Origin of the sequence: Nocardia sp. CA-151230, from assembly GCF_050942175.1 — a bacterium.
Lineage (GTDB): Bacteria > Actinomycetota > Actinomycetes > Mycobacteriales > Mycobacteriaceae > Nocardia.
In genome coordinates, this window is the sequence record NZ_CP192061.1 from 2,971,265 (window position 1) to 2,990,935 (window position 19,671).

General features: G+C 69.0%; 7 protein-coding genes (1 of these 7 running past the window's edge). 3 read left to right on the forward strand and 4 right to left on the reverse strand.

The features are described 5' to 3' along the window. Together ACQP1O_RS13640 and ACQP1O_RS13645 are read left to right on the forward strand one after the other, a co-directional pair. Nucleotides 1-4,032: the 3' end of an amino acid adenylation domain-containing protein gene (locus tag ACQP1O_RS13640; RefSeq protein WP_433566166.1), read on the forward strand. 6,399 nt of this gene lie to the left of the window's left edge; the window shows 4,032 of its 10,431 coding nt (coding positions 6,400-10,431); its start codon lies beyond the left edge, outside the window; it ends in the stop codon at nt 4,030-4,032. After that, the gene (locus tag ACQP1O_RS13645; RefSeq protein WP_433566167.1) at nt 4,029-11,582 is read left to right on the forward strand and encodes an amino acid adenylation domain-containing protein; all 7,554 of its coding nucleotides are present in this window, start codon (nt 4,029-4,031) and stop codon (nt 11,580-11,582) included. The genes ACQP1O_RS13640 and ACQP1O_RS13645 overlap by 4 nt, the downstream gene beginning before the upstream one ends. Nucleotides 11,583-11,805: 223 nt before the next feature. Here ACQP1O_RS13645 and ACQP1O_RS13650 read toward each other — a convergent pair whose 3' ends face one another. The 4 genes from ACQP1O_RS13650 to ACQP1O_RS13665 all read right to left on the reverse strand — a co-directional run bounded on the left by ACQP1O_RS13650 (nt 11,806) and on the right by ACQP1O_RS13665 (nt 15,559). Continuing rightward, entirely contained in the window at nt 11,806-12,399 is a 594-nt protein-coding gene (locus ACQP1O_RS13650; RefSeq protein ID WP_433566168.1) for a TetR/AcrR family transcriptional regulator, read from the reverse strand. After that, nucleotides 12,396-13,376 (reverse strand): NADP-dependent oxidoreductase, encoded by a 981-nt coding sequence (locus ACQP1O_RS13655; RefSeq protein WP_433566169.1) that lies wholly within the window; start codon nt 13,374-13,376, stop codon nt 12,396-12,398. Before ACQP1O_RS13655 ends, ACQP1O_RS13650 begins: the two co-directional genes overlap by 4 nt. Further along, complete coding sequence (locus ACQP1O_RS13660; protein ID WP_433566170.1) at nt 13,373-13,819, reverse strand: nuclear transport factor 2 family protein; 447 nt, start codon at nt 13,817-13,819, stop codon at nt 13,373-13,375. Before ACQP1O_RS13660 ends, ACQP1O_RS13655 begins: the two co-directional genes overlap by 4 nt. A gap of 231 nt (nt 13,820-14,050) precedes the next feature. Then, nucleotides 14,051-15,559 (reverse strand): carboxylesterase/lipase family protein, encoded by a 1,509-nt coding sequence (locus ACQP1O_RS13665; protein WP_433566171.1) that lies wholly within the window; start codon nt 15,557-15,559, stop codon nt 14,051-14,053. A gap of 442 nt (nt 15,560-16,001) precedes the next feature. Here ACQP1O_RS13665 and ACQP1O_RS13670 point away from each other — a divergent pair, with 442 nt between their 5' ends. Beyond that, entirely contained in the window at nt 16,002-19,442 is a 3,441-nt protein-coding gene (locus ACQP1O_RS13670) for a protein kinase domain-containing protein (protein WP_433566172.1), read from the forward strand. The last annotated feature ends 229 nt before the right edge of the window (nt 19,443-19,671 follow it).

Below are 19,671 nucleotides of genomic sequence, written 5' to 3' on the forward strand. Positions count from 1 at the left end.
GCCGCGACGCGGGATCTGGTCGATACCGACCACACCGATGTGTGGACCATGTTCCACTCGCCTGCCTTCGACTTCTCGGTATGGGAGATGTGGGGAGCGCTCGCGAGTGGCGGCACCCTCGTCATCGCGGACGCCGAGTTGACACGTTCGCCGGACGAGTTCGCCGAACTACTGGCGCGCGAACGTATTACGGTGCTGAGCCAGACACCCTCGGCCTTCGGCGCACTGCTCGACAGCGGCCTGCGCCGCGCCGCGGTGCCTGCGCTACGGCATATCGTGCTCGGTGGCGAAGCGCTGGATCTGCGCAGTCTGCAGGCGTGGTACGACACGGATCCGGCCGGGGAGGCCCGGATCTCGAACCTGTACGGCATCACCGAGGCGACCGTGCACGCCACACACTTCGCGGTGGACCGTGCGCAGGTCGGGTCGGCAGCTGCCAGCATTGTCGGTCGTGGCCTACCGGGAATGACTGTGCGCGTCCTGGATTCGCGGCTACGGCCGACGCCGGTCGGCGGGCGCGGCGAGATCTATCTCACGGGATCCCAGCTCGCCCGTGGTTATCACGCCCGCGCCGCGACCTCCGCGGAGCGCTACGTGGCCGATCCGTTCGGTGCGCCCGGTGCCCGGATGTATCGCACCGGTGATCTGGCGCGCTGGAATGGTGACGGGCAGCTCGAATATCTCGGCCGCAGTGACCAGCAGGTGAAGATTCGCGGCTACCGCATCGAACCGGCGGAGATCGAGGCCGCGCTGCTCGAGCACGAGTCGGTGGCCCGGGCGGTCGTCGTGGCCCGGGCCGGGGATTCCGGATCCGCACGCCTGATCGCCTATGTGGTACCGGGCACTCATGATGCACTCGCCGTCCAGACACTGGAAACGCATATCGCACAGCGTGTTCCCGTCTACATGCGACCGGCTGCCATCGTCCCGGTCGATACGCTGCCGTTGACCGGCAACGGCAAGCTGGACGTGGCCGCGCTGCCCGATCCCGTCCCGGTGCCGCGCTCGGATCGGGCGCCGCGGACCCCCGCCGAACAGGTGGTGGCCGAGCTCTTCACCGAGGTGCTCGGCGTCGGCCGGCCGGGCGTGGACGACTCGTTCTTCGCGCTCGGCGGGGACAGCATCATCTCCATTCAGCTGGCCTCCCGGGCGCGGGCTCGCGGCCTGCACTTCACGCCGCGCGAGGTGTTCGAGCGCCGGACGGTGGCCGGGATCGCCGCTGTCGCAAGGACACCGGAGGCGGATGCCGACGCACCTCGGCTGCTGCCGGAATTGCCCGGCGGCGGGGTCGGCGATATGCCACTGACGCCCGTGGTCCGGTGGCTGGCCGAACGCGGCGGCGGTTTCCGCCGGGTCAATCAGACCCTCACCATCGAACTGCCCGCTCGGACCGGGCACGATCACTTGATCCAGGCCGTCTCGGCGCTGATCGACCGGCACGACATGTTGCGCAGCAGGTTGTTCCGCGACGACTCCGGCGAATGGCAATTCGAGACCGTGCCGACGGATGCGCTCGACGCGTCGGAGCTGGTGCACCGCGGCACCTTCGAGGATGCCACGGACGCCGATACCCTGCGCGAGCTCCTCGCCGCGGAACTCGACGCCGCGTTGGATCGCCTCGATCCCGCCGCCGGGGTGATGGCGCAGTTCGTCCGGCTCGATGCCGAGCGGGGGAGTGTGCCGGGCCGATTGATCATTTCCGTGCACCATCTCGCCGTGGACGGCGTCTCCTGGCGCATCCTGCTGCCCGACCTGTTCGCGGCCCTCGCGAGTGCCTCGAGTGGCGTGGTGCCGCGGCTGGATCCGGTGGGAACCTCCATGCGCCGCTGGGCGCACGGTCTGGTCGACGCGGCGAACGCACCGGAGCGGGCCGCCGAGCTCGAATTCTGGCGGCGGGTGTGCGCGACACCGGATCCCCTGCTGGGCTACCGGCCGCTGGATCCCGCCGTCGATACCGCCTCCCGGCTCCGGACGGTCGAGGTCGCCGTGGACGAAACGGTCACCGAGGCGCTCGTGCGGACCGTTCCCGCACGCTTCCACATGGGTGTCGACGAGATCCTGATCGCCGCGCTGGCCGTCGCGCTCGCGCTCTGGCGTGCCCGGTGGGGCACGCACACTCCGGTTTCCCTGCTGCGGCTGGAAGGCCACGGGCGAGAGGAACAGATCGCGCCGGGCGCGGACCTGACCCGGACCGTGGGATGGTTCACTTCGCTGTACCCGGTTCGGCTCGATCTTCGTGAGATCGGTATCGAGGCGGCGTTGGCCGGGACCGATGCGATCGGTGCCGTGCTCAAGACGATCAAGGAACAGCTGCGTGCCATCCCCGACCACGGAATCGGCTACGGATTGCTGCGCTACCTGAATCCCGAGGCCGCCCAACAGCTCCCGGCGACCATGCCCGGACAGGTCGGCTTCAACTACCTGGGCCGCGTCGACGACCTGGGTGCGGGAGTGCTCGCGACACCGGCTGCCGACCCGGACCCGGACCTGCCCGCGGCTGTCGCCATCGATGTGAACGCGATCGTGACGGGCACCGAGTTGCGCGCCGGATTCACCTATCCCACCACGCTTCTCGACGACACGGCGGTCTCGCACCTGGCGCAACTGTGGGTGACCGCGCTCGGTGCCGTCGCCAGGCACGCCCGGGACGAACGCGCGGGCGGGCACACGCCGTCGGACTTCCCGCTGGTGCGGGTGAGCCGCGCGGACATCACCGGCTGGGAGCAGGACTACGGCCCGCTTACCGACGTGTGGCCGCCGGCACCCTTGCAGTCGGGGCTGTTCGTCCACGCCGCCGTGGCCGCGGCGGCCGCCGCCGACGTCGCCGATGTCTACAACGTGCAGACGGTGGTGCGGCCCGGTGGGGCGATCGACCGCGACAGGCTGCGACAGGCCGGGCAGCGCCTCCTGCGGCGCTATGCGAACCTGCGTGCGGCCTTCGTCTTCGACGCTTCGGGCAAGCCCCTCCAGGTGGTGCCCGAAACGGTCGAACTGCCCTGGCGTGAAGTGGATCTGGCCACCGCGGACGATCTCGTGGAGCTGGCCGCGCAGGAGCGTGCACGTCGATTCGATCCGGCCCGTCCGCCGCTGCTGCGCTTCACGCTCGCGCGTGTCGCGGAGGCCGAGCCGGTGCTGATCGTGACCTATCACCACATCCTGCTCGACGGCTGGTCGGTACCGCTGGTGCTGCGCGATCTGCTGGCGCTCTACACCGGTGGGGAGCCGCTGCCCGCACCGGCCGGATCCTTCCGCGACTACCTCGCCTGGAACCACGACCGGGACGCGGCCGCATCCACCCGGGCCTGGCGGCGAGTCCTGGACGGCGTGAGCGCACTGACCCTGGTCGCCCCGGCCGCCCGTACCCGCGGAAGTACGGTCACGACAGGGGAATACCGCTGGTCCCTCGACGCGGAGACCACCGGCGCACTCGGTGAGACCGCCGCCGAACTCGGCGTCACTGTCAACACCGTAGTGCAGGTGGTCTGGGCAATCCTGCTGGGACGCAGGCTCGGACGCGGTGACGTGGTCTTCGGAGTGACCGTCTCCGGTCGCCCGGCCACGCTACCCGGCGTGGAATCCATTGTCGGACTGTGCATCAACACCGTGCCGGTACGCGTGCAATTCGGTACGAACACGCCCGTGGCGGATCTGCTGCACGCGGTGCAGGCTGAACAGGCCGAAATGATCGAACACCACCAACTCGGGCTGACCGAGATCCACGCCGCCGCCGGCCTGCGCGACATGCTGTTCGATACGGTGGTCGTCTTCGAGTCCTATCCGGTGGACGCCGAGCAACTCGACGCCGCGCTCGCCGCCCTGGACGGCATGACCGGCGCGCGTCTCGAACTCACCGACGGCACCCACTATCCGCTGTCGGTCACCGTCGATCCGGGACCCCAGCTGAGAGTCCGAATCGGTTATCTCCGATCTGCTTTCGACGAATCACAGGTGGTCGAGATCGGAGCCGCCATGCGGGGACTGCTGACCGCCATCGCCCGCCATCCCCACGCGACCATCGAGGAGCTAGCATGACCCGGCGCCTACCGCTGACGCGCGCGCAGCAACACGTCTGGGTCGCACAGCAACTCGACGACACCGGGCAGCGTCTGATCGTCGGCGGCTACGTGCAGATTCACGGCGCGCTCGACGAGGAGGTGTTCGAGCGGGCACTGCGCCTCGTCACCGCCGGGGCGGAGTCACTGCGCGTGCGCTTCGACACCGAGGCCGACGGATCGCTCGCGCAGGTGGTGGAGGAGGTGCCGGACTGGCCCTTGCACCGCAACAGCTTCCGCGCCGCCGCGGACGCGCACGGGGAGGCGTTGCGGTTCATGGAGGCGGCCCTGCAGCGGCCGTTCGACCTGGGGCGCACGCCGCTGTTCGAACACCATCTGCTCGATGTCGGCGAGGCGGGCACGCTGTGGTTCATTCGCTCACATCACATGGTGCTCGACGGGGCATCCTCGGCCGCCTTCATCCGGCGCGTCGCCGAGACCTACGCCGCGCTGCTCGACGGGCGTCCGGTGGCGGAATCGGTATTCGACCGGGTGGCGGATCTGGTCGCCGAGGACGAGCGGTACCGGACGTCCACGCGGTTCGCGGCCGACCGCGAATTCTGGGCGCAGCGGCTCGCGATCGGCGGGTCGTACGAGCCACCGCAGTTCGCCGCCGCGCCGGCGGCCGCGGACGGCAATCGGTTCCTCCGGCAGGCCGGAGCGCTCGCCGAGGCCGAGTGGAAGACACTGCGCGCCCGGGCGGACGCCACCGGGACCCCGTGGCCGGTATGGATGCTCGCCGCCATCGCCCTGCTGTTGCACGCGGATTCGGGCTCGCGCACGGTCACTCTCGGTCTGGCCGTACCGGCCAAGCGTTCCCGGCACGCACTCGGCATGACGGCGAACATCCTGCCGCTGCGGATCACGGTCGACCCGGCCGCCACTGTCGGCGACCTGCTCGCCGCCGTGCGCGCCGAATCCCTGATCATTCTGCGCCACCAGCGTTTCCAGTACGGCGAGATGCTGGCCGACCTGGGCGGGAGCGCCCTCGAAGGCGGCATTCTCGGGCCCATCGTCAACGTGATGCCCATGCAGAAGGATCTGCGCTTCGGATCCGAGTTCGCCGCCCTGCGTCATCTGGCGGCCGGGCGCTCCGACAATCTGAACATCAGCATCTACGACAATGGTGATCCGGCGCTGTCGGTGGTGCTGGAATCGACCGTGCTGCGCTACTCCGAGCGCGACCTCGCCGCGCACCATCACCGGCTGACCGAGACCGTTGCCGCACTGGCCGTGGCCCCGGAGGAACTCCCGCTCAGCATGCTGCGGCCCATACCGGATCCGGCAGGCCCATCGGCCACCGCCGAGGTGGCCGAAACGCTCGTCGATCGATTCGACCGCATGGTGGCCGCGAATGGTGGGGCCATCGCCGTGGTGCACGGCGATGAGCAGCTCACCTATGGCGAACTCGACGAGCGGGCTCGCGGACTGGCCCGGATCATCGCCGGATACGGCGTCGGCCCGGGGGAATTCGTCGGCCTGGCACTGCCGCGCTCCCTGGATCTCATCGTCGCCATTGTCGCGGTGCTGCGCTCGGGTGCGGCCTATGTTCCGCTCGATCCGAGCTATCCGCAGTCGCGGCTGCAGGCAATCCTCGACGATGCCGCACCGGCGCTCGTACTCACGGGTGCGGGAGTCGAACTCCCGGAAGGGATCTCGGCTGCGCCCGTGCTGCGCCTCGGGGACCCGTCGCAGGTCGTTCCGAGCGAGCCCGCTGTCCTGGCCTCGCCGCAACTCCCCGCCTACGTGATACACACCTCCGGAACGACCGGCCGCCCGAAGGGCGTGGTCGTCACACACGCCAATGTGGTCCGGCTGCTCACAGCGACCCGGCCCTGGTTCGAGTTCGGGCCCGATGATGTCTGGACCCTGTTCCACTCCGCCGCATTCGACTTCTCGGTGTGGGAGATCTGGGGAGCGCTGGGCCACGGCGGCAGGCTGATCATTGTCGACGCCGAGACGGCACGGTCGCCGCGTGAATTTCTCGAACTACTGGCGACGCACCGAGTTACGGTGCTCAACCAGACACCTTCCGCCTTCGGCATGCTGGTCGACGCCGAGGCGAGCCGACCGGCCGAAACTGACCGGCTCGCACTGCGTTACGTGCTGTTCGGTGGTGAGCCGGTGGAGCCGTGGCGGCTGGCCGAGTGGTGGGCGCGGCACGATCCGCAGGCGCCGCGCCTGGTCAATATGTACGGCATTACCGAGACGACGGTGTTCACCACCGGAACGTCGCTGACAGGCGTCGCATCGGCGGGTGAAATCGGCACGGCCATACCGGATCTGGCCGTGTACATCCTCGACGCCGCGCTGCGACCCGCCGCGACCGGGGTGCCGGGTGAGCTCTATGTCGCCGGTCCCGGCGTCGCCGCGGGATATCTGCGCCGGCCGGGCCGCACCGCGGCGCGCTTCACCGCCGATCCCTTCGGCGGGCCCGGCACGGTCATGTATCGCAGCGGTGATGTGGCGCGGTGGACCGAGGGCGGGACACTCGAATTCCTCGGGCGGGCCGATCGGCAGGTGAAGATCCGTGGCTTCCGCATCGAACCCGGCGAGATCGAAGCCGCCCTGTGCGCACTCCCGGCGGTGCGTGCGGCGGTGGTGCTGACCGTGGAACACCGGCCGGGTGACCGGCGGCTGGCCGCCTATGTCGTCGGCATGGGTATCGACATCGGCGCGGTGCGCGCCGCGATTGCCGAACGGCTTCCGGCACACGCTGTTCCGTCCATTCTCGTGGCGGTCGACGCCATCCCGACGACCCCCAACGGCAAGATCGACGAACGCGCCCTGCGCGCGCTCCCCGTCGATGGCACGGGATCCGCCGCCGGTACCTCGCCGCGCGGCGAGGCCGAGGAACGGCTGCATGCCGTGTTCGCGGACGTGCTCGGGCATCAAGATTTCGGCGTCGACGACGGCTTCTTCGCCGTCGGCGGAGACAGCATCCTCGCTATTCGGGTGTCGGACCGTGCCCGTGCCGCCGGGCTCGCGATCACACCGCGGGATGTGTTCGAACACCAGAGTATTCGTGCGCTGGCGCGCACGGTCGGGACGACTGCTCCGGTGTCCGCCCGAGCGACGGTCAGCCCGCTCGCCCTGCGCGACGGCCGTACCTTCCTGCCCGCGACGCCCTTGCAGTCCGGGCTGTTGTTCCACTCGCTCTACCAGGGCGAGGAAGGCGAGGACCCCTATCTCGTACAGGTTGCGCTGAGGGTGGACGGCCCGATCGACGCGGAGCGGCTGAGCGCTGCCCTGCGCGCGGTGCTCGACCGGCATCCGCACCTGCTGGGCCGGTTCGTCGTGGATGGCGACACACCGGAATACGAGATTCGCACCGACATCGAGTTGCCTTGGCGGGTAGTGGATCTCGATGACGCGACCTCAGGTGAGCAGGACGACGCGGTGGAGCGGGTGCGCGCCGAGGACGCCCACCCGGATCCGCTGGCGGGTCCGCTGCTCACGGTCACTCTCGCTCGCACCGGGCCGAACTCCGCCACTCTGCTGGTGACGCACCACCATGCGCTGCTCGACGGATGGTCGCTGGGCATCCTGCTCCGTGAACTGCTGCTGGGCTACCGCGGCCTCGAATTGCCCGCTGCCACACCGTTCACCGCATTCCTGGAATGGTCCGCGGCGCAGGACCGCGACGGTGCGCGCCGGGCCTGGGCGGAGGCCCTCGCCGGAGCCGAGCCGTGCAAGGTCGCACGCGCCGACCAGCGGCGGTGGCGGCGGCCCGACGAGCGCAGCTTCATCCTGCCCGCCGCCACGGTCACCGCGCTGCGCGAACAGGCCGCGGCGCACGGGCTGACGCTCAACTCGATGATCCAGGCGCTGTGGGCGCTGGTGATGTCGAATCTGACCGGAAGCGATGATGTCGTCTTCGGCATCACCGTCTCCGGACGCGACGGCGGCGATCTGGACGGCGTCGTCGGGCTGCTCATGAACACCGTGCCGCTGCGGGTGCGCTCGCGCAGGTCGGAGACGCCGGTCGAACTCGCGGTCCGGATTCAGCGGGAACGCGTGGCGTTGATGGAGTACGACCATCTCGGGCTGCCCGACATCCTGGCGGCGGCGCGCGCGAGCGACCTGTTCGACACCTCGCTCGTCTTCGAGAACTTCCCCCTCGATACCGCTCTGCTCGACGACCCGGACGCGGACTTCCGGGTGACTTCGGTGCATGTCGTCGGCGGAACGCATTTCCCGCTGACCGTCATCGTGGAGCCCGGTGCGGGCACGCTGACCTTCCGAATCGGGGTACAGCTCGAACAGGTCGATGCCCTCAGCGATGTCGACGAGCTGTGGTCGCGCATCCTCGTCGCCGCGGCGGCGCTCACCGCACCGCGGCAGTCCCCGGTGGGGCGGCTCGACCTGCTGCCGCCCGCGCATCGGGCCGAACTGCTCGCCGCCGGACACGGCACGGCGACCGATATCGACAATGGCGGGCTCGCAGCGTGTTTCGAGTCGACCGTACGGGCGCACACACACGATGTCGCGCTCTGGTGCGACGGTGCGGAGTTCACCTACGTCGAGTTGAACGCGCGCGCCAATCAGGTCGCGCGCTGGCTGCGCACCCGCGGTGCGGGACCGGGCGTGCCGATCGGCATCGCGTTGTCGCGCTCGGTCGATCTCGTGGTCGTCTTTCTCGCCATCGCCAAGTTGGGCGCGGTATGCGTACCGCTGAGCGACCGCTACCCGCCCGCGCACGTGCGGCGGCTGCTGGCGTTCACCGGTGCCGACCTGGTGATAGATGAACTCGACGGTGCGGCAACCGAGTTCGACGACAGCGATCTCGGCGTCGCCGTGCCGGCCGATGCCGTGGCCACGCTCATGTTCACCTCCGGATCGACCGGTGCGGCCAAGGGCGTGGAGGTCACCCACCGCAATATCGTGACGCGCGCCCGCGACCGGATCGGCCGGGACGACGGGCATCAGCGGATGCTGATGCATCTGCCCTACACCTGGGACATGGTGGTGTGGGAGCTGTGGCTGCCACTGCTCAACGGTCACACCGTGGTGCTCGCGCGCTCCGGTATCCTGGATGCGCACGACTACAGCGAGGTACTGCGCGCGGGCCGGGTCACCTCGATCATGCTGTCGCCGGGCCTGTTTCACATACTGGCCGAGCAGATTCCGAACGAGCTCGCCGCACTGCGGATGATCGCGTCCGCCGGTGATGTGCTGCCGCCGCACGCCGCCGCGGCCGTGCGGCTCGGTGAGCACCCGCCCGTGGTGAGAAATCTGTACGGTCCGGTCGAAGCGACCAGCTTCGTGCTCAGCTTTGCGCTCCCGGACGACATGTCGCCGGACCGGCCGGTCCCGGTCGGACGCCCGGCCGACAATACCCGTGTCGCGGTACTGGACTCGGCGCTGCGACCGGTACCCGCCGGAGTCGCCGGTGAGATCTACCTGTCCGGAGCGGGACTCGCCAACGGCTACCACCGCGAACCGGCGCGCACCGCGGAGCGGTTCGTCGCCGACCCGATCGACACCGCCGGTGGGCGGATGTACCGCACCGGTGATCTCGGGCGCTGGGACACCGACGGCCTGCTGCATTTCCTCGGCCGTGCCGATCGGCAGTTGAAGGTCAACGGTTTTCGCGTCGAACCGGGAGAGGTGGAGGCGGCCATCCTTCGCGAGCCCGGCATCACCGCGGCGATCGTCACGGCGCGCCGGGCCGCGAGCGGACAGTCGCTCATCGCTCACGTCGTCGGGGACGGCGCCGTCGATTCCGCCGCTTTGCGCACCCGGCTGGCCGCAACCCTGCCCTCGTATCTGGTGCCCTCGGCCATCGTGGCCATGGACGCATTGCCTCTGACCCCCATCGGCAAGCTCGATGTCGGCGCGCTGCCCATGCCCGTGGCCGGTGAGCGCGTTCCCGTTCGCACACCACGGCAGCAGGTCATCGCGACCACGTTCGCGCGGGCGCTGGGTGTGGTGGAGGTCGGCCTCACCGATGACTTCCTCGCGCTCGGGGGCAACTCGCTGTCCGCGATCCGCATAGTCGCGGGCTTGCGGTCCGCGCTCGGAGTCGCGGTGTCACTGCGTGATCTGTTCGAATCCCCGACCGTCGCCGCCCTCGATCAGACCCTCGAACGCCGCGGACCCGGGGATCTCCCGCACAGCTCCCTGTCACCCGGGACAGTCGGCATCGCCACCGTGCGCCGAACGGACCCGATCCCGCTCACGCCCGTACAGCAGGGGCTGTGGACGGTGAATTATCTCAGTGGCAACCGCCCCGACTATCTGATCACCACCGGACTCGAACTGCACGGTCCGCTCGACATCACGGCGGTGGAGGCGGCCGTGAATGATCTGGTCGAACGGCACGAAATCCTGCGCACCGTGCTGCCGTACGCCCTGGACGGTCCCATCCAACGCATCCTGCCGATCGAGTCCGCACGGCCGGACTTCCGGGTCGTGGATATCTCCAGCGGCGAAAACATCGACAGCGCAATCGATTCCGAGCTGCAACAGGGCTTCGACCTCACCACGGAACTGCCCCTGCGCATCCGCCTCTACCGCTCGGGTCCCGAGCACCACATCCTGCTGGGCGTAATCCACCATGTCGCCGCCGACGGCGAATCCCTGCCTGTGCTCCAGCGGGACCTGCTCACCGCCTACCGTGCCCGTGCTGCCGGGCAAGCACCCCAATGGTTCACTGCAGCAACACAGTTCGCGGACTACACGCTGTGGTTGAGGCGATTGCTCGAGTCCGGGGGCGCGCACGGCCGCCTGCCGGCCCGGCAGGCGCGCTACTGGCGCACCGCACTCGACGGGCTGCCACCACAACCGGTGCTACCCACCGATCGTCCCCGCGCCGAACGCCGGGAGAACACCGCGGCAGCCGTCCCCGTCCACCTCGACGCGGCCACCCACCGCGCCCTCGCCCGCGCCGCCCGCACCCACCGCGCCAGCATCTACATGCTCGTCCACACCGCCCTCGCCCTCGCCCTGTACGACCGCGGCGCGGGCCCCGACCTGCCCATCGGCGTCGCCCTGAGTGCCCGCGACGCCGAGGGCCTGCACGACCTGGTCGGGTGTGTAGTCGACACCGCGATCGTCCGCGTCGACCTCTCCGGCGACCCGTCCCACTCCGACCTGGTCCAACAGGTCCGCGAACGCGTCCTCGCCGCCTACGACAACAAGGAGTTCCCGCTCGACAACCTCGTCGAACTCCTCAACCCACCCCGCTCCCGAACCCACCACCCGCTCTTCCAGGTCATGGTCACCTACCTACGCGGAGCCGAAATCGCCACAGCCGGAGCCGAACTGACCATCCGCCACCGCCCCGTCCCGGTCCGCCACACCCCCTGGGAACTCCTACTCAACCTGCGTGAGGAGTACACCCCCGACAGCGACCAGGCCGGAATCCACGGCGAAATGATCTACGCCGCCGAACTTTTCGACCACCCCACCGTCGAATTCATTGTCACCGCCATGACCACCGCCCTGGAGACGCTGTGCACCGAACCGCCGGGCACCACTCACCCGCACCACCGGGCAGACCGCGCCGATCAGGTCCCCTGTGAATAGGCCGACCGACCAGGCGCCGGTCCGCCGTTCTCCCAGGTCATGCAGGGGCCGGCGGCGACCCGCAGCAACGGTCGAAGGACCTCGAACGCGAAAACTCCACCCTGAAAAGCCTTCTCGCCGAAGCTGAGCTGGAGAAGACAGCTCTGAACGAGATCGCCAAGGGAAAAGGTCGGTCCATCGCAGGTTTGTGATGGACCGACCATTGGTGCCGCCCCCGGCGGTGTCAGTTCGGCGGCCGGCGCCCGTCCATCAGGTCCTCGGCCAATGCCCTGAGGCGGATGGCCGGTCCGCCGGTCGGGTAGATCCCGCCGACCGCGAAGGCACCGACGATGGCGAGGTGGAGCTGATCGGCGAGCCGATCGCCGTCCGGGACGCCGAGCCGCGCGGTCAGTGCGCGGAGCCGTCGCGCGAGTTCGTGTTCGTGCTCGGCGCAGCGCTGCCGGATTTGCTCCGATTGCGCATTGCTGAATTCCGCGGCCGTGTTGACGAAAGCGCAGCCGCGGTAGCCCTCGCGCGTCGCCACGTCCTGGATCCAGGCGAGCTGGGCGTCGAGTTCGTCCCGGGCGTCGGCGTGGCGCGACGCGGTCTGGTCCCAGCGGGCCCAGAACCTGTCGTCGCGCTGCTGTAGCACCGCGAGAACGAGGTCATCCTTGGTCGGGAACCAGCGATACAGGCTCGCCTTCGCCATCCCCGCCCGTCGCACCACCTCATCGACGCCGATGGCTCGCACACCGTTGTCGTAGAAGAGGTCGGTCGCGATGCCGACAAGCTTGTCGCGCACCGCGATTCCGCGTAGCTGCTTGGGTCTTTCGGTCACGCCGGATCCGTTGCGTTCACTACGATCGCGGCCTTGCCGAAGCCACGCCGGTCCTTGACCCACCGCTGGGCATCGGCGGCCTGGGCAAGTTCGAACTGGGCGCCGACGACGACGCGCACCGCGCCCGAATCGACAAGCTCCGCGATGGCCGCGAGGGCGGTGGGATCGGGTTCCACCAGGCACGAGGCCGCGCGGATACCCCGCTCCGCCGCGGCGGCCTGGTATCCCTTGACCGACCATGCGGTCGCCAAGGCGATCGCGCCTCCGGGCGTCACTCGGTCGAACAGCGAAGCGCCGAAACCGAATCCGACCAGATCGATCGCCGCGTCGACCTTCCCGATTGCTGTGACAGCGTCCGTATCGGTGTAGTCCACGCAGGCATGTGCGCCCAATTCGTACAGTGCGGCATGGTGATCGGGACGTACCAGGGCGGTGACCGTGGCGCCGCGTGCGACCGCCAACTGCACCGCGAGGTGACCCACGCCGCCGGAGGCGCCACTGATCAGAACGTGCTGACCGGTGCGCACCCCGGCAGCGTCGAGCATCTGCCAGGCCGTCAGCGCGGCCATCGGCAAGCACGCAGCCTCCGCGAAGGAAGCCGACTTCGGCATCGGTACAAGGTGATACGCGGGCACCGTCATGTATTCGGCGTACGTGCCCGCCGGATAGGGGAACCAGGCCAGACCGTAGAGGCGGTCGCCCACGGCGTAGCGGGTCACCCCGTAGCCGACCGCATCCACGACACCGGCGACGTCCCACCCGGGGATGCAGGGCAGCCGCATGGACTGCTCATAGCCCGAATTGTTGCCGGTGTGCATGTCGATCGGGTTCACGCTGGTCGCCCGCACCGCGATGCGGACTTCACCCGCGGCGGGCTCCGGCCGTTCGACATCGGCGATCTCCAGTGGCGATCCCCAGCTTTCGTGTCGAGCCGCGCGCATGGTGGTAGTGCTCGGCCGGCGAGCGCCGACGATCATGACGCCCGCACCATGGCGCGCGCGTCGACGCCGCACTGACGGGCGACCCCGGCGACGTCGAAGTGGAAGCTCTCCCAGCTGACCCGGCCGTCGCGGAAGCGGAACAGAATGAAGACCGGGACCGAGACCCGACTACCGTTCGGCACCGCGCCATTGACGGTGAACGCCGGGGTGAAGGCGATCTCGCCCCAGCAGCACAGCGTCTGGTCATCGAGCCCGTGGCCATCCAGCCGGACTTCGTAGTCGGGCGCGAACGCGAACCATCCCCTGATCGCGCCCTCGACCTCCGCCCCGGCGTAATGGGATTCGAGCGAGGGTGATTCGAGCACGGCGTCCGGGTGGTACACGGCCATCGTGGCCGCCACGTCCTGTCGGCTTTTCGCCTGTGCCAATCGCTCGACGATCTGGACGGCTTCCCGCACGTCCAGTGCCTGCGCAACCATGTTCGACTCGCCTCCATCGGGTCAAAATCGAGACTGATCTGTCTCGATTTCAGAGGGTAGCGGCGGGGCCGCACTCACGTCAAGGCGGGCGTGCGTCGAGCGGCAGTGGAGTCCGCATGCCGACTACTGCGCCCGGATTCCGTTGGCGCGCAATACCTCTCGCCGACTCGAACGGACACGCTCGACAAAGGCCGCAGGTTCCTGACCTGCGGCCTTTGCTATTCCATGCCGCTATACCGACGCGCTGGAGGTGAGCTTCGCTCGGCGCAGGGCGCGTAGTTCGTCCGGGCGGGGGTCGGCCACCTCATGGGATTCCGGAGCGTCGAAGACGCGAACGGTGCGGGTCGTGGTGTCGAAGCGGGACCAGCCCGGGTCGCCGTGGGTAGCGAAGCGCACCCAGGCGCGATGCACCTCATCGGCCACGGATTGCGGTGGGTTCGGGCCGGTCAGGGTGTGAGCGGCGGCAAGTTGGTCGAAGACGAAAGGGACCTCGATGACATGGCAGGCACCCAGGTCGGCAATGACTGAACGCCAAGCGAATTCGTAGACATAGGCCGGGTTGCCGGCTGCGGCCGTGGATTCCGCGATGCGCATGGCGTCATCACGGAAGACGAGGTCGGTGAGGACGGCGGCGAACACGTCCGCGGGTGTGGCGTTCGGGCGGTTGGCGGCGTAGCGATCGGCGACCGACGGATCGAGACCGTAGCGTGCGAGGAGATGCGGCAGCGCCCGGTCGGTGATTCCGGCGGCGAGACCGGAGGGGAAAGTGAAGAATCGGAATTCCTCGGCGGTCCATCCGGTGAGCAGAGGTACGGTCCGATCCGGTTGGGCGGCAATGACATCCGTCGGACAGTCCGGGACAATATCGCCATCGATCGTCGGGAAGAAGCTCATGATGCCGAGTCCGTTGGCGATGATCGACGCACCCCAGCGGTCCGGATCCGGATCGGTCATCAGCGCCAGGGCGAGTGAATCCTGGGCGCTGCGCAGCTCGTCCGGACCGAGCCGGCCGAAGGCGGACGCGGTCGGTTCGATGCCGAGCAGATCGGCCAGCTGCCGCGCCACCTTGCCCGCGTCGTCCGCGGTGGCGACCGCGGAACCATTGGCGCTCTGCGCGATCGCGCGCCGGAACAGCCCGCGTGCCCGTGGTGACGCGAGCAGCGCCACCACGCTCATCCCGCCCGCGGATTCGCCGAAGACCGTCACATTGCCGGGATCGCCGCCGAAGGCCGCGATGTTCTCGCGCACCCACTCCAATGCGAAGATCTGGTCGCGCAGACCACGATTCGACGCGGATCCGGGAACGGCGGCGAACCCGGAGATGCCGAGCCGGTAATTGACCGACACCACCACGACGCCGTCGCGCGCGAAGGCGGTCCCGTCGTAGATGCGCCGGGCGTTCGACCCGCGGACGAAAGCCCCGCCGTGAATCCACACCAGCACCGGCAGACCGGACCCCGTGTGATCGGGGGTCCACACATTGACGTTCAGATACTCGTCGCCGGGGATCCCGTCGCTGCCGATGAGGGCGTGAATCGGTGGCGGATACGGGGATTGCACACAGGTGGGTCCGAATTCGAGGGCTTCGCGCACTCCCGACCAGGCCTCGACCGGTCGCGGGGCTTCGAACCGGGCGGGCCCGATCGGCGCTGCCGCGTAAGGGATGCCGAGGAAACGGGTGACGCCGCCCTCGCGTGTGCCCAGAACCTTGCCGCCGGTGACGGACACGATCTCTGCCATCTGAACTCCTTCGCCGACCTCAACTATCGCGCAGCGATCGCTGGGTGGACCCGATTCCGAGTTTTCCGGCTGCGGTGCGCGCGACTCGATGCACGGGCGCGATACGCGCGGAGGAGCGGGTCCGGTCTTGCGGACTGCTGTTCCGGTTATCGGACCACTCACCGAAGCGACTCGCCTTCTCGGTCGCCATCGATGCCCTGCGTGCGCTCGCGCAGGGCGGTTGCCGGCCAGGCCGTTGCTGGTGAGCCTGGTGTGGTCGCTGGGGTCACCGAGCGTGTTCGCGGTTCCGGCCGCAGTGGGCTATCGGCATGCGGGCAGCCGCTGAGAACTCGGAGGTAGTGGCGATCCCCTCGCCCGGTGCGGGCAACAATCCGCCGATCGGGCATACCCGTGGTTACGATCGGGGTGTCGGAGCCCAACTCGTCGAGGCAAATGAGCGGGCATGGTCGAACGTGAAAGTGACGGTACGCAGCCTGACCTGCGGATAGGGGTCGCCGAGGAACTCGCCGCGGCCGGGTTCGACGATGCCCTCGAGATCGGGCGGGGTGGTTTCGGGGTTGTCTACCGGTGTCATGAGCATTCGCTGGATCGGCTGGTCGCGGTGAAGGTGCTCGATGCGCGGTCGAGCGGGGATGAGCGGGAGCGGTTTCTCCGGGAACAGCGGGCGCTGGGCCGGTTCGGCGGGCATCCGCACATCGTTCAGGTGCTGTCCGCCGATGTCACGGTCACGGGGCGGCCGTATCTGGTCATGCCGTTCTTTGCGCTCGGGTCGCTGCAATCGCGGATTCGGGAGCGGGGGCCGCTGCCGTGGCAGGAGGTGCTGTCGGTCGGGGTGAAGATCGCCGGCGCGCTGGCGGCCGCGCACGGGCACGGGATGGTGCATCGCGATGTGAATCCGGCCAATATCCTGCAATCCGACTATGGCGAGCCGCTGCTGAGCGATTTCGGAATCGCCCGCATCAGTGGGGCTTTCGAGACCCGGTCCGGACTCATCGCCGGGACGCCGGCATTCACCGCGCCCGAGGTACTGCGGGGAGCCGAGCCTGCCGAGGCCGCCGACATCTACGGCCTGGGCGCCACACTGTTCTGTCTGCTCACCGGGCACGCCGCCTTCGAACGCCGCGAGGGCGAGTCGATGGTCGCGCAATTCGTGCGGATCACCTCCGAGCCGGTGCCCGATCTGCGGAACAGTGAGGTACCGGCAGCGCTGTGCTCGGCGCTGGAATCCGCTATGGCACAGGATCCTTCGGACCGGCCCGAGACCGCACGGGAGTTCGGTGACCGGCTGCGCAATATCGAATTCGCCTCCGGGCTCATGGTCGACTCGATGGCGCTGCCGGCCGATGCCGGAGCCCGGACGGTCATACCGCCGGTTCCCGTCCCGTCGCCGCGTTCGAGCCCGGTGCCGGCGCCGACGCCGTCCACCCGGTACCGTCCGCCCAGCGCGCCGCGGCAGCCGGTACTGCGCGGGCGCCTGCTCGACCGGCTGCGGGAAGGGCAGGGCCGGCGGCTGGTACTGATCCACGGACCCGTCGGATTCGGGAAGAGCACACTGGCCGCGGAATGGACGGATGTGCTTGCCGCCGAGGGTATTCGAGCGGCCTGGCTCAGCGTGGACGAGGATGACGACAATGTCGTCTGGTTCCTGACGCATGTGGTGGAGGCGATCCGCTACGCCCATCCGGGTGTGGCCGCGGATCTGGAGCAGCTGCTCGAGGAGCATGCCAGTGATGCCGCGCGGCACGTCATGACCACCCTCATCGACGAGATCCACAACAGCGGCCAGACCGTGGCGCTCGTGATCGACGACTGGCACCGGGTGACCAGCGCCGCGACCGTGGCCGCGATGGAATTCCTGCTCGACCATGGCTGCCGTCACCTGCGGGTGATCGTCACCAGCCGCAGCCGTACCGGACTCCCGCTGGGGCGCATGCGGGTTCGCGACGAGCTCACCGAGATCGACGAGTCCGCCCTGCGATTCGACGACGCGGAGACCGCCGCGTTCTTCGCCGACACCAGCGGGCTGACCCTCGCCGCGGCGGAGGTCGAGCGACTGCGCGAATCGACCGAAGGGTGGGCGGCGGCACTGCAACTGGCCTCGATGTCGCTGCGCGGCCGCGACGATCCGGGCGCGTACATCGATCAGATCTCGGGACGGCACTACGCCATCGGGGAGTACCTGATGGAGAACGTCGTCGACACCCTCGAACCCGAACTGCTCGAATTCGTCATGCGGACATCGGTTCCGACGCGCATCAACGGTGATCTCGCCGAGGTGCTGACGGGCGTGAGCAACGGCCAGGACATGCTCGAACAGGTGCGGCAGCGCGATCTGTTCCTGCGCAGCATCGACGACGATCTGCGCTGGTTCCGCTACCACACGCTGTTCGCCGACTTCCTGCGCGAGCGGCTGATCCGGCAGCATCCGGGACTGCTCGAGGAACTGCACCTCACCGCCGCGCAGTGGTTCGAGGCCCACGACATGCTCACCGAGGCCGTCGATCACCTGCTCGCCGCAGGCGAACCCCAGCGGGCCTGCCGACTGGTCGCCGAGCACGCCGGGCAATTGATAGAGCAGTCGCGCATGGGGACGCTGCTCGGGCTGGCGGCCAAACTGCCGGGCTCGCTCACCGCGTCGAATCCGCGGCTGCAGGTGCACATCGCGTGGGCGAACGTAGCCATACAGCGCCCGGCCGCCGCGGAGACCGCCTTGGCACGCGCCGAGACAGCGCTCGCCGCGGCCCGCGACCACGATGGCGAATCCGCCGACATCGAGCTCGAGATGAAGCTGGTGCGTATCAGCCTGGCGCTCGCGACCGACCAGACGACGGTACTGGCGCCGGAGCTCGCACAGGCACGGGATTCGGTGCGGCCCTTCATGGCCCACGGGCTGGCGGTGGGGGCGATGATCTCGGCGCTGTATCGCTTCGACTTCGCCGAGGTGCACAGCTGGTATCGCTGGATCGAACCGTACCGCGACCGGGCGCGCGGACCGTTCGGCGCGGTGTACTGCGACTGCGTCGACGGGACCGCCGCCTACGAACAGCTCGATGTCGGTACCGCCGAGTCCCGGTTCCGCACCGCGCTCGGTCAGGCGCTGCAGACGGGCAGGCAATCGCAGGCCACCCGGCTCCCCAGCGCGCTGCTCGGCGAATTGCTGTACGAGAAAGGCCAATTCACCGAGGCCGAGGAACTGCTCGCGGGCGGGCTCGGCGTCGAGGGCGGGGCGGTCGAGTTCCAGATGGCGGGCTACGGTACCGCCGCCCGCCTGGCCGCGGTGCGCGGCGATATCGACGCCATGAACGAGCGATTGGACGAGGGAACCAAGCTCGCGGCGAACATGGTCCTGCCGCGGCTGGCAGCCCGCATGATCAACGAACGCATCCGGCTGGGCCTGCCGATCACCGACACCGACCGCCGCGACCTCGAACACCTCGAGCCGTATACCGCCCATCCCGATGCTCCCACCGCGGTGGCCGCGGAACTGGCCCACGACTCGGCCATCCGGCTACTCCTGGGCAAGGGCACCCCGGCAGCGGCCGAACAGGCATGCCGGCAAGCGCAGCGCCTCGTCGACGTGATCTCCACCCAGAACCGCCCGCGCGCGCTCACGAATGCCGAACTCCTGTATGGCTGCTGCCTGTCGGCCTCCGGCCGGATCGCGGACGCCGCGAAGTTCCTCGAGCCGACCATGACCCGCTGCGCCGGACAAGGCCTGGTGCGCCTGGCCGTCGACACCGGCACGCAGCTGCAACCGGTAATCGAAACCCTGTACAGCGCAACGACATCAGCCCAGCACCAGATTCGAGCCTTCCTCCGTCAGGTGCTCACCGAGTTCGAGGACGTACCGCTCCACCGCAACAACTCACCGGAAAACGGCTGACACGGCACAGGGTCGGCGCTGCCCGGGACTCGCAGGTTCGCACCCGCCGGCTCGGCGTTGCGGCCGGAAATCCGGGTGGGTCTGGAGTTCGGCGGCTCCGGTGATGTCGGCATCCAGCGATCGACCGGTGGTCTGTACATGCGATTTCGAGGCTTGGCACGCCGAGGAGGAGGGGATGGCGGGGGATTCGTGCGAACCTGTGGCAACCTTGCCGGGGCTTCAGCGAAGG

What these genes read in the sequence shown, in the direction of transcription:
- ACQP1O_RS13645 (WP_433566167.1), top strand. Translation starts at nt 4,029, where the DNA reads ATGACCCGGCGCCTACCGCTGACGCGCGCGCAGCAACACGTCTGGGTC.
- ACQP1O_RS13655 (WP_433566169.1), bottom strand. Translation starts at nt 13,376, where the DNA reads ATGATCGTCGGCGCTCGCCGGCCGAGCACTACCACCATGCGCGCGGCT.
- ACQP1O_RS13660 (WP_433566170.1), bottom strand. Translation starts at nt 13,819, where the DNA reads ATGGTTGCGCAGGCACTGGACGTGCGGGAAGCCGTCCAGATCGTCGAG.
- ACQP1O_RS13665 (WP_433566171.1), bottom strand. Translation starts at nt 15,559, where the DNA reads ATGGCAGAGATCGTGTCCGTCACCGGCGGCAAGGTTCTGGGCACACGC.
- ACQP1O_RS13670 (WP_433566172.1), top strand. Translation starts at nt 16,002, where the DNA reads ATGGTCGAACGTGAAAGTGACGGTACGCAGCCTGACCTGCGGATAGGG.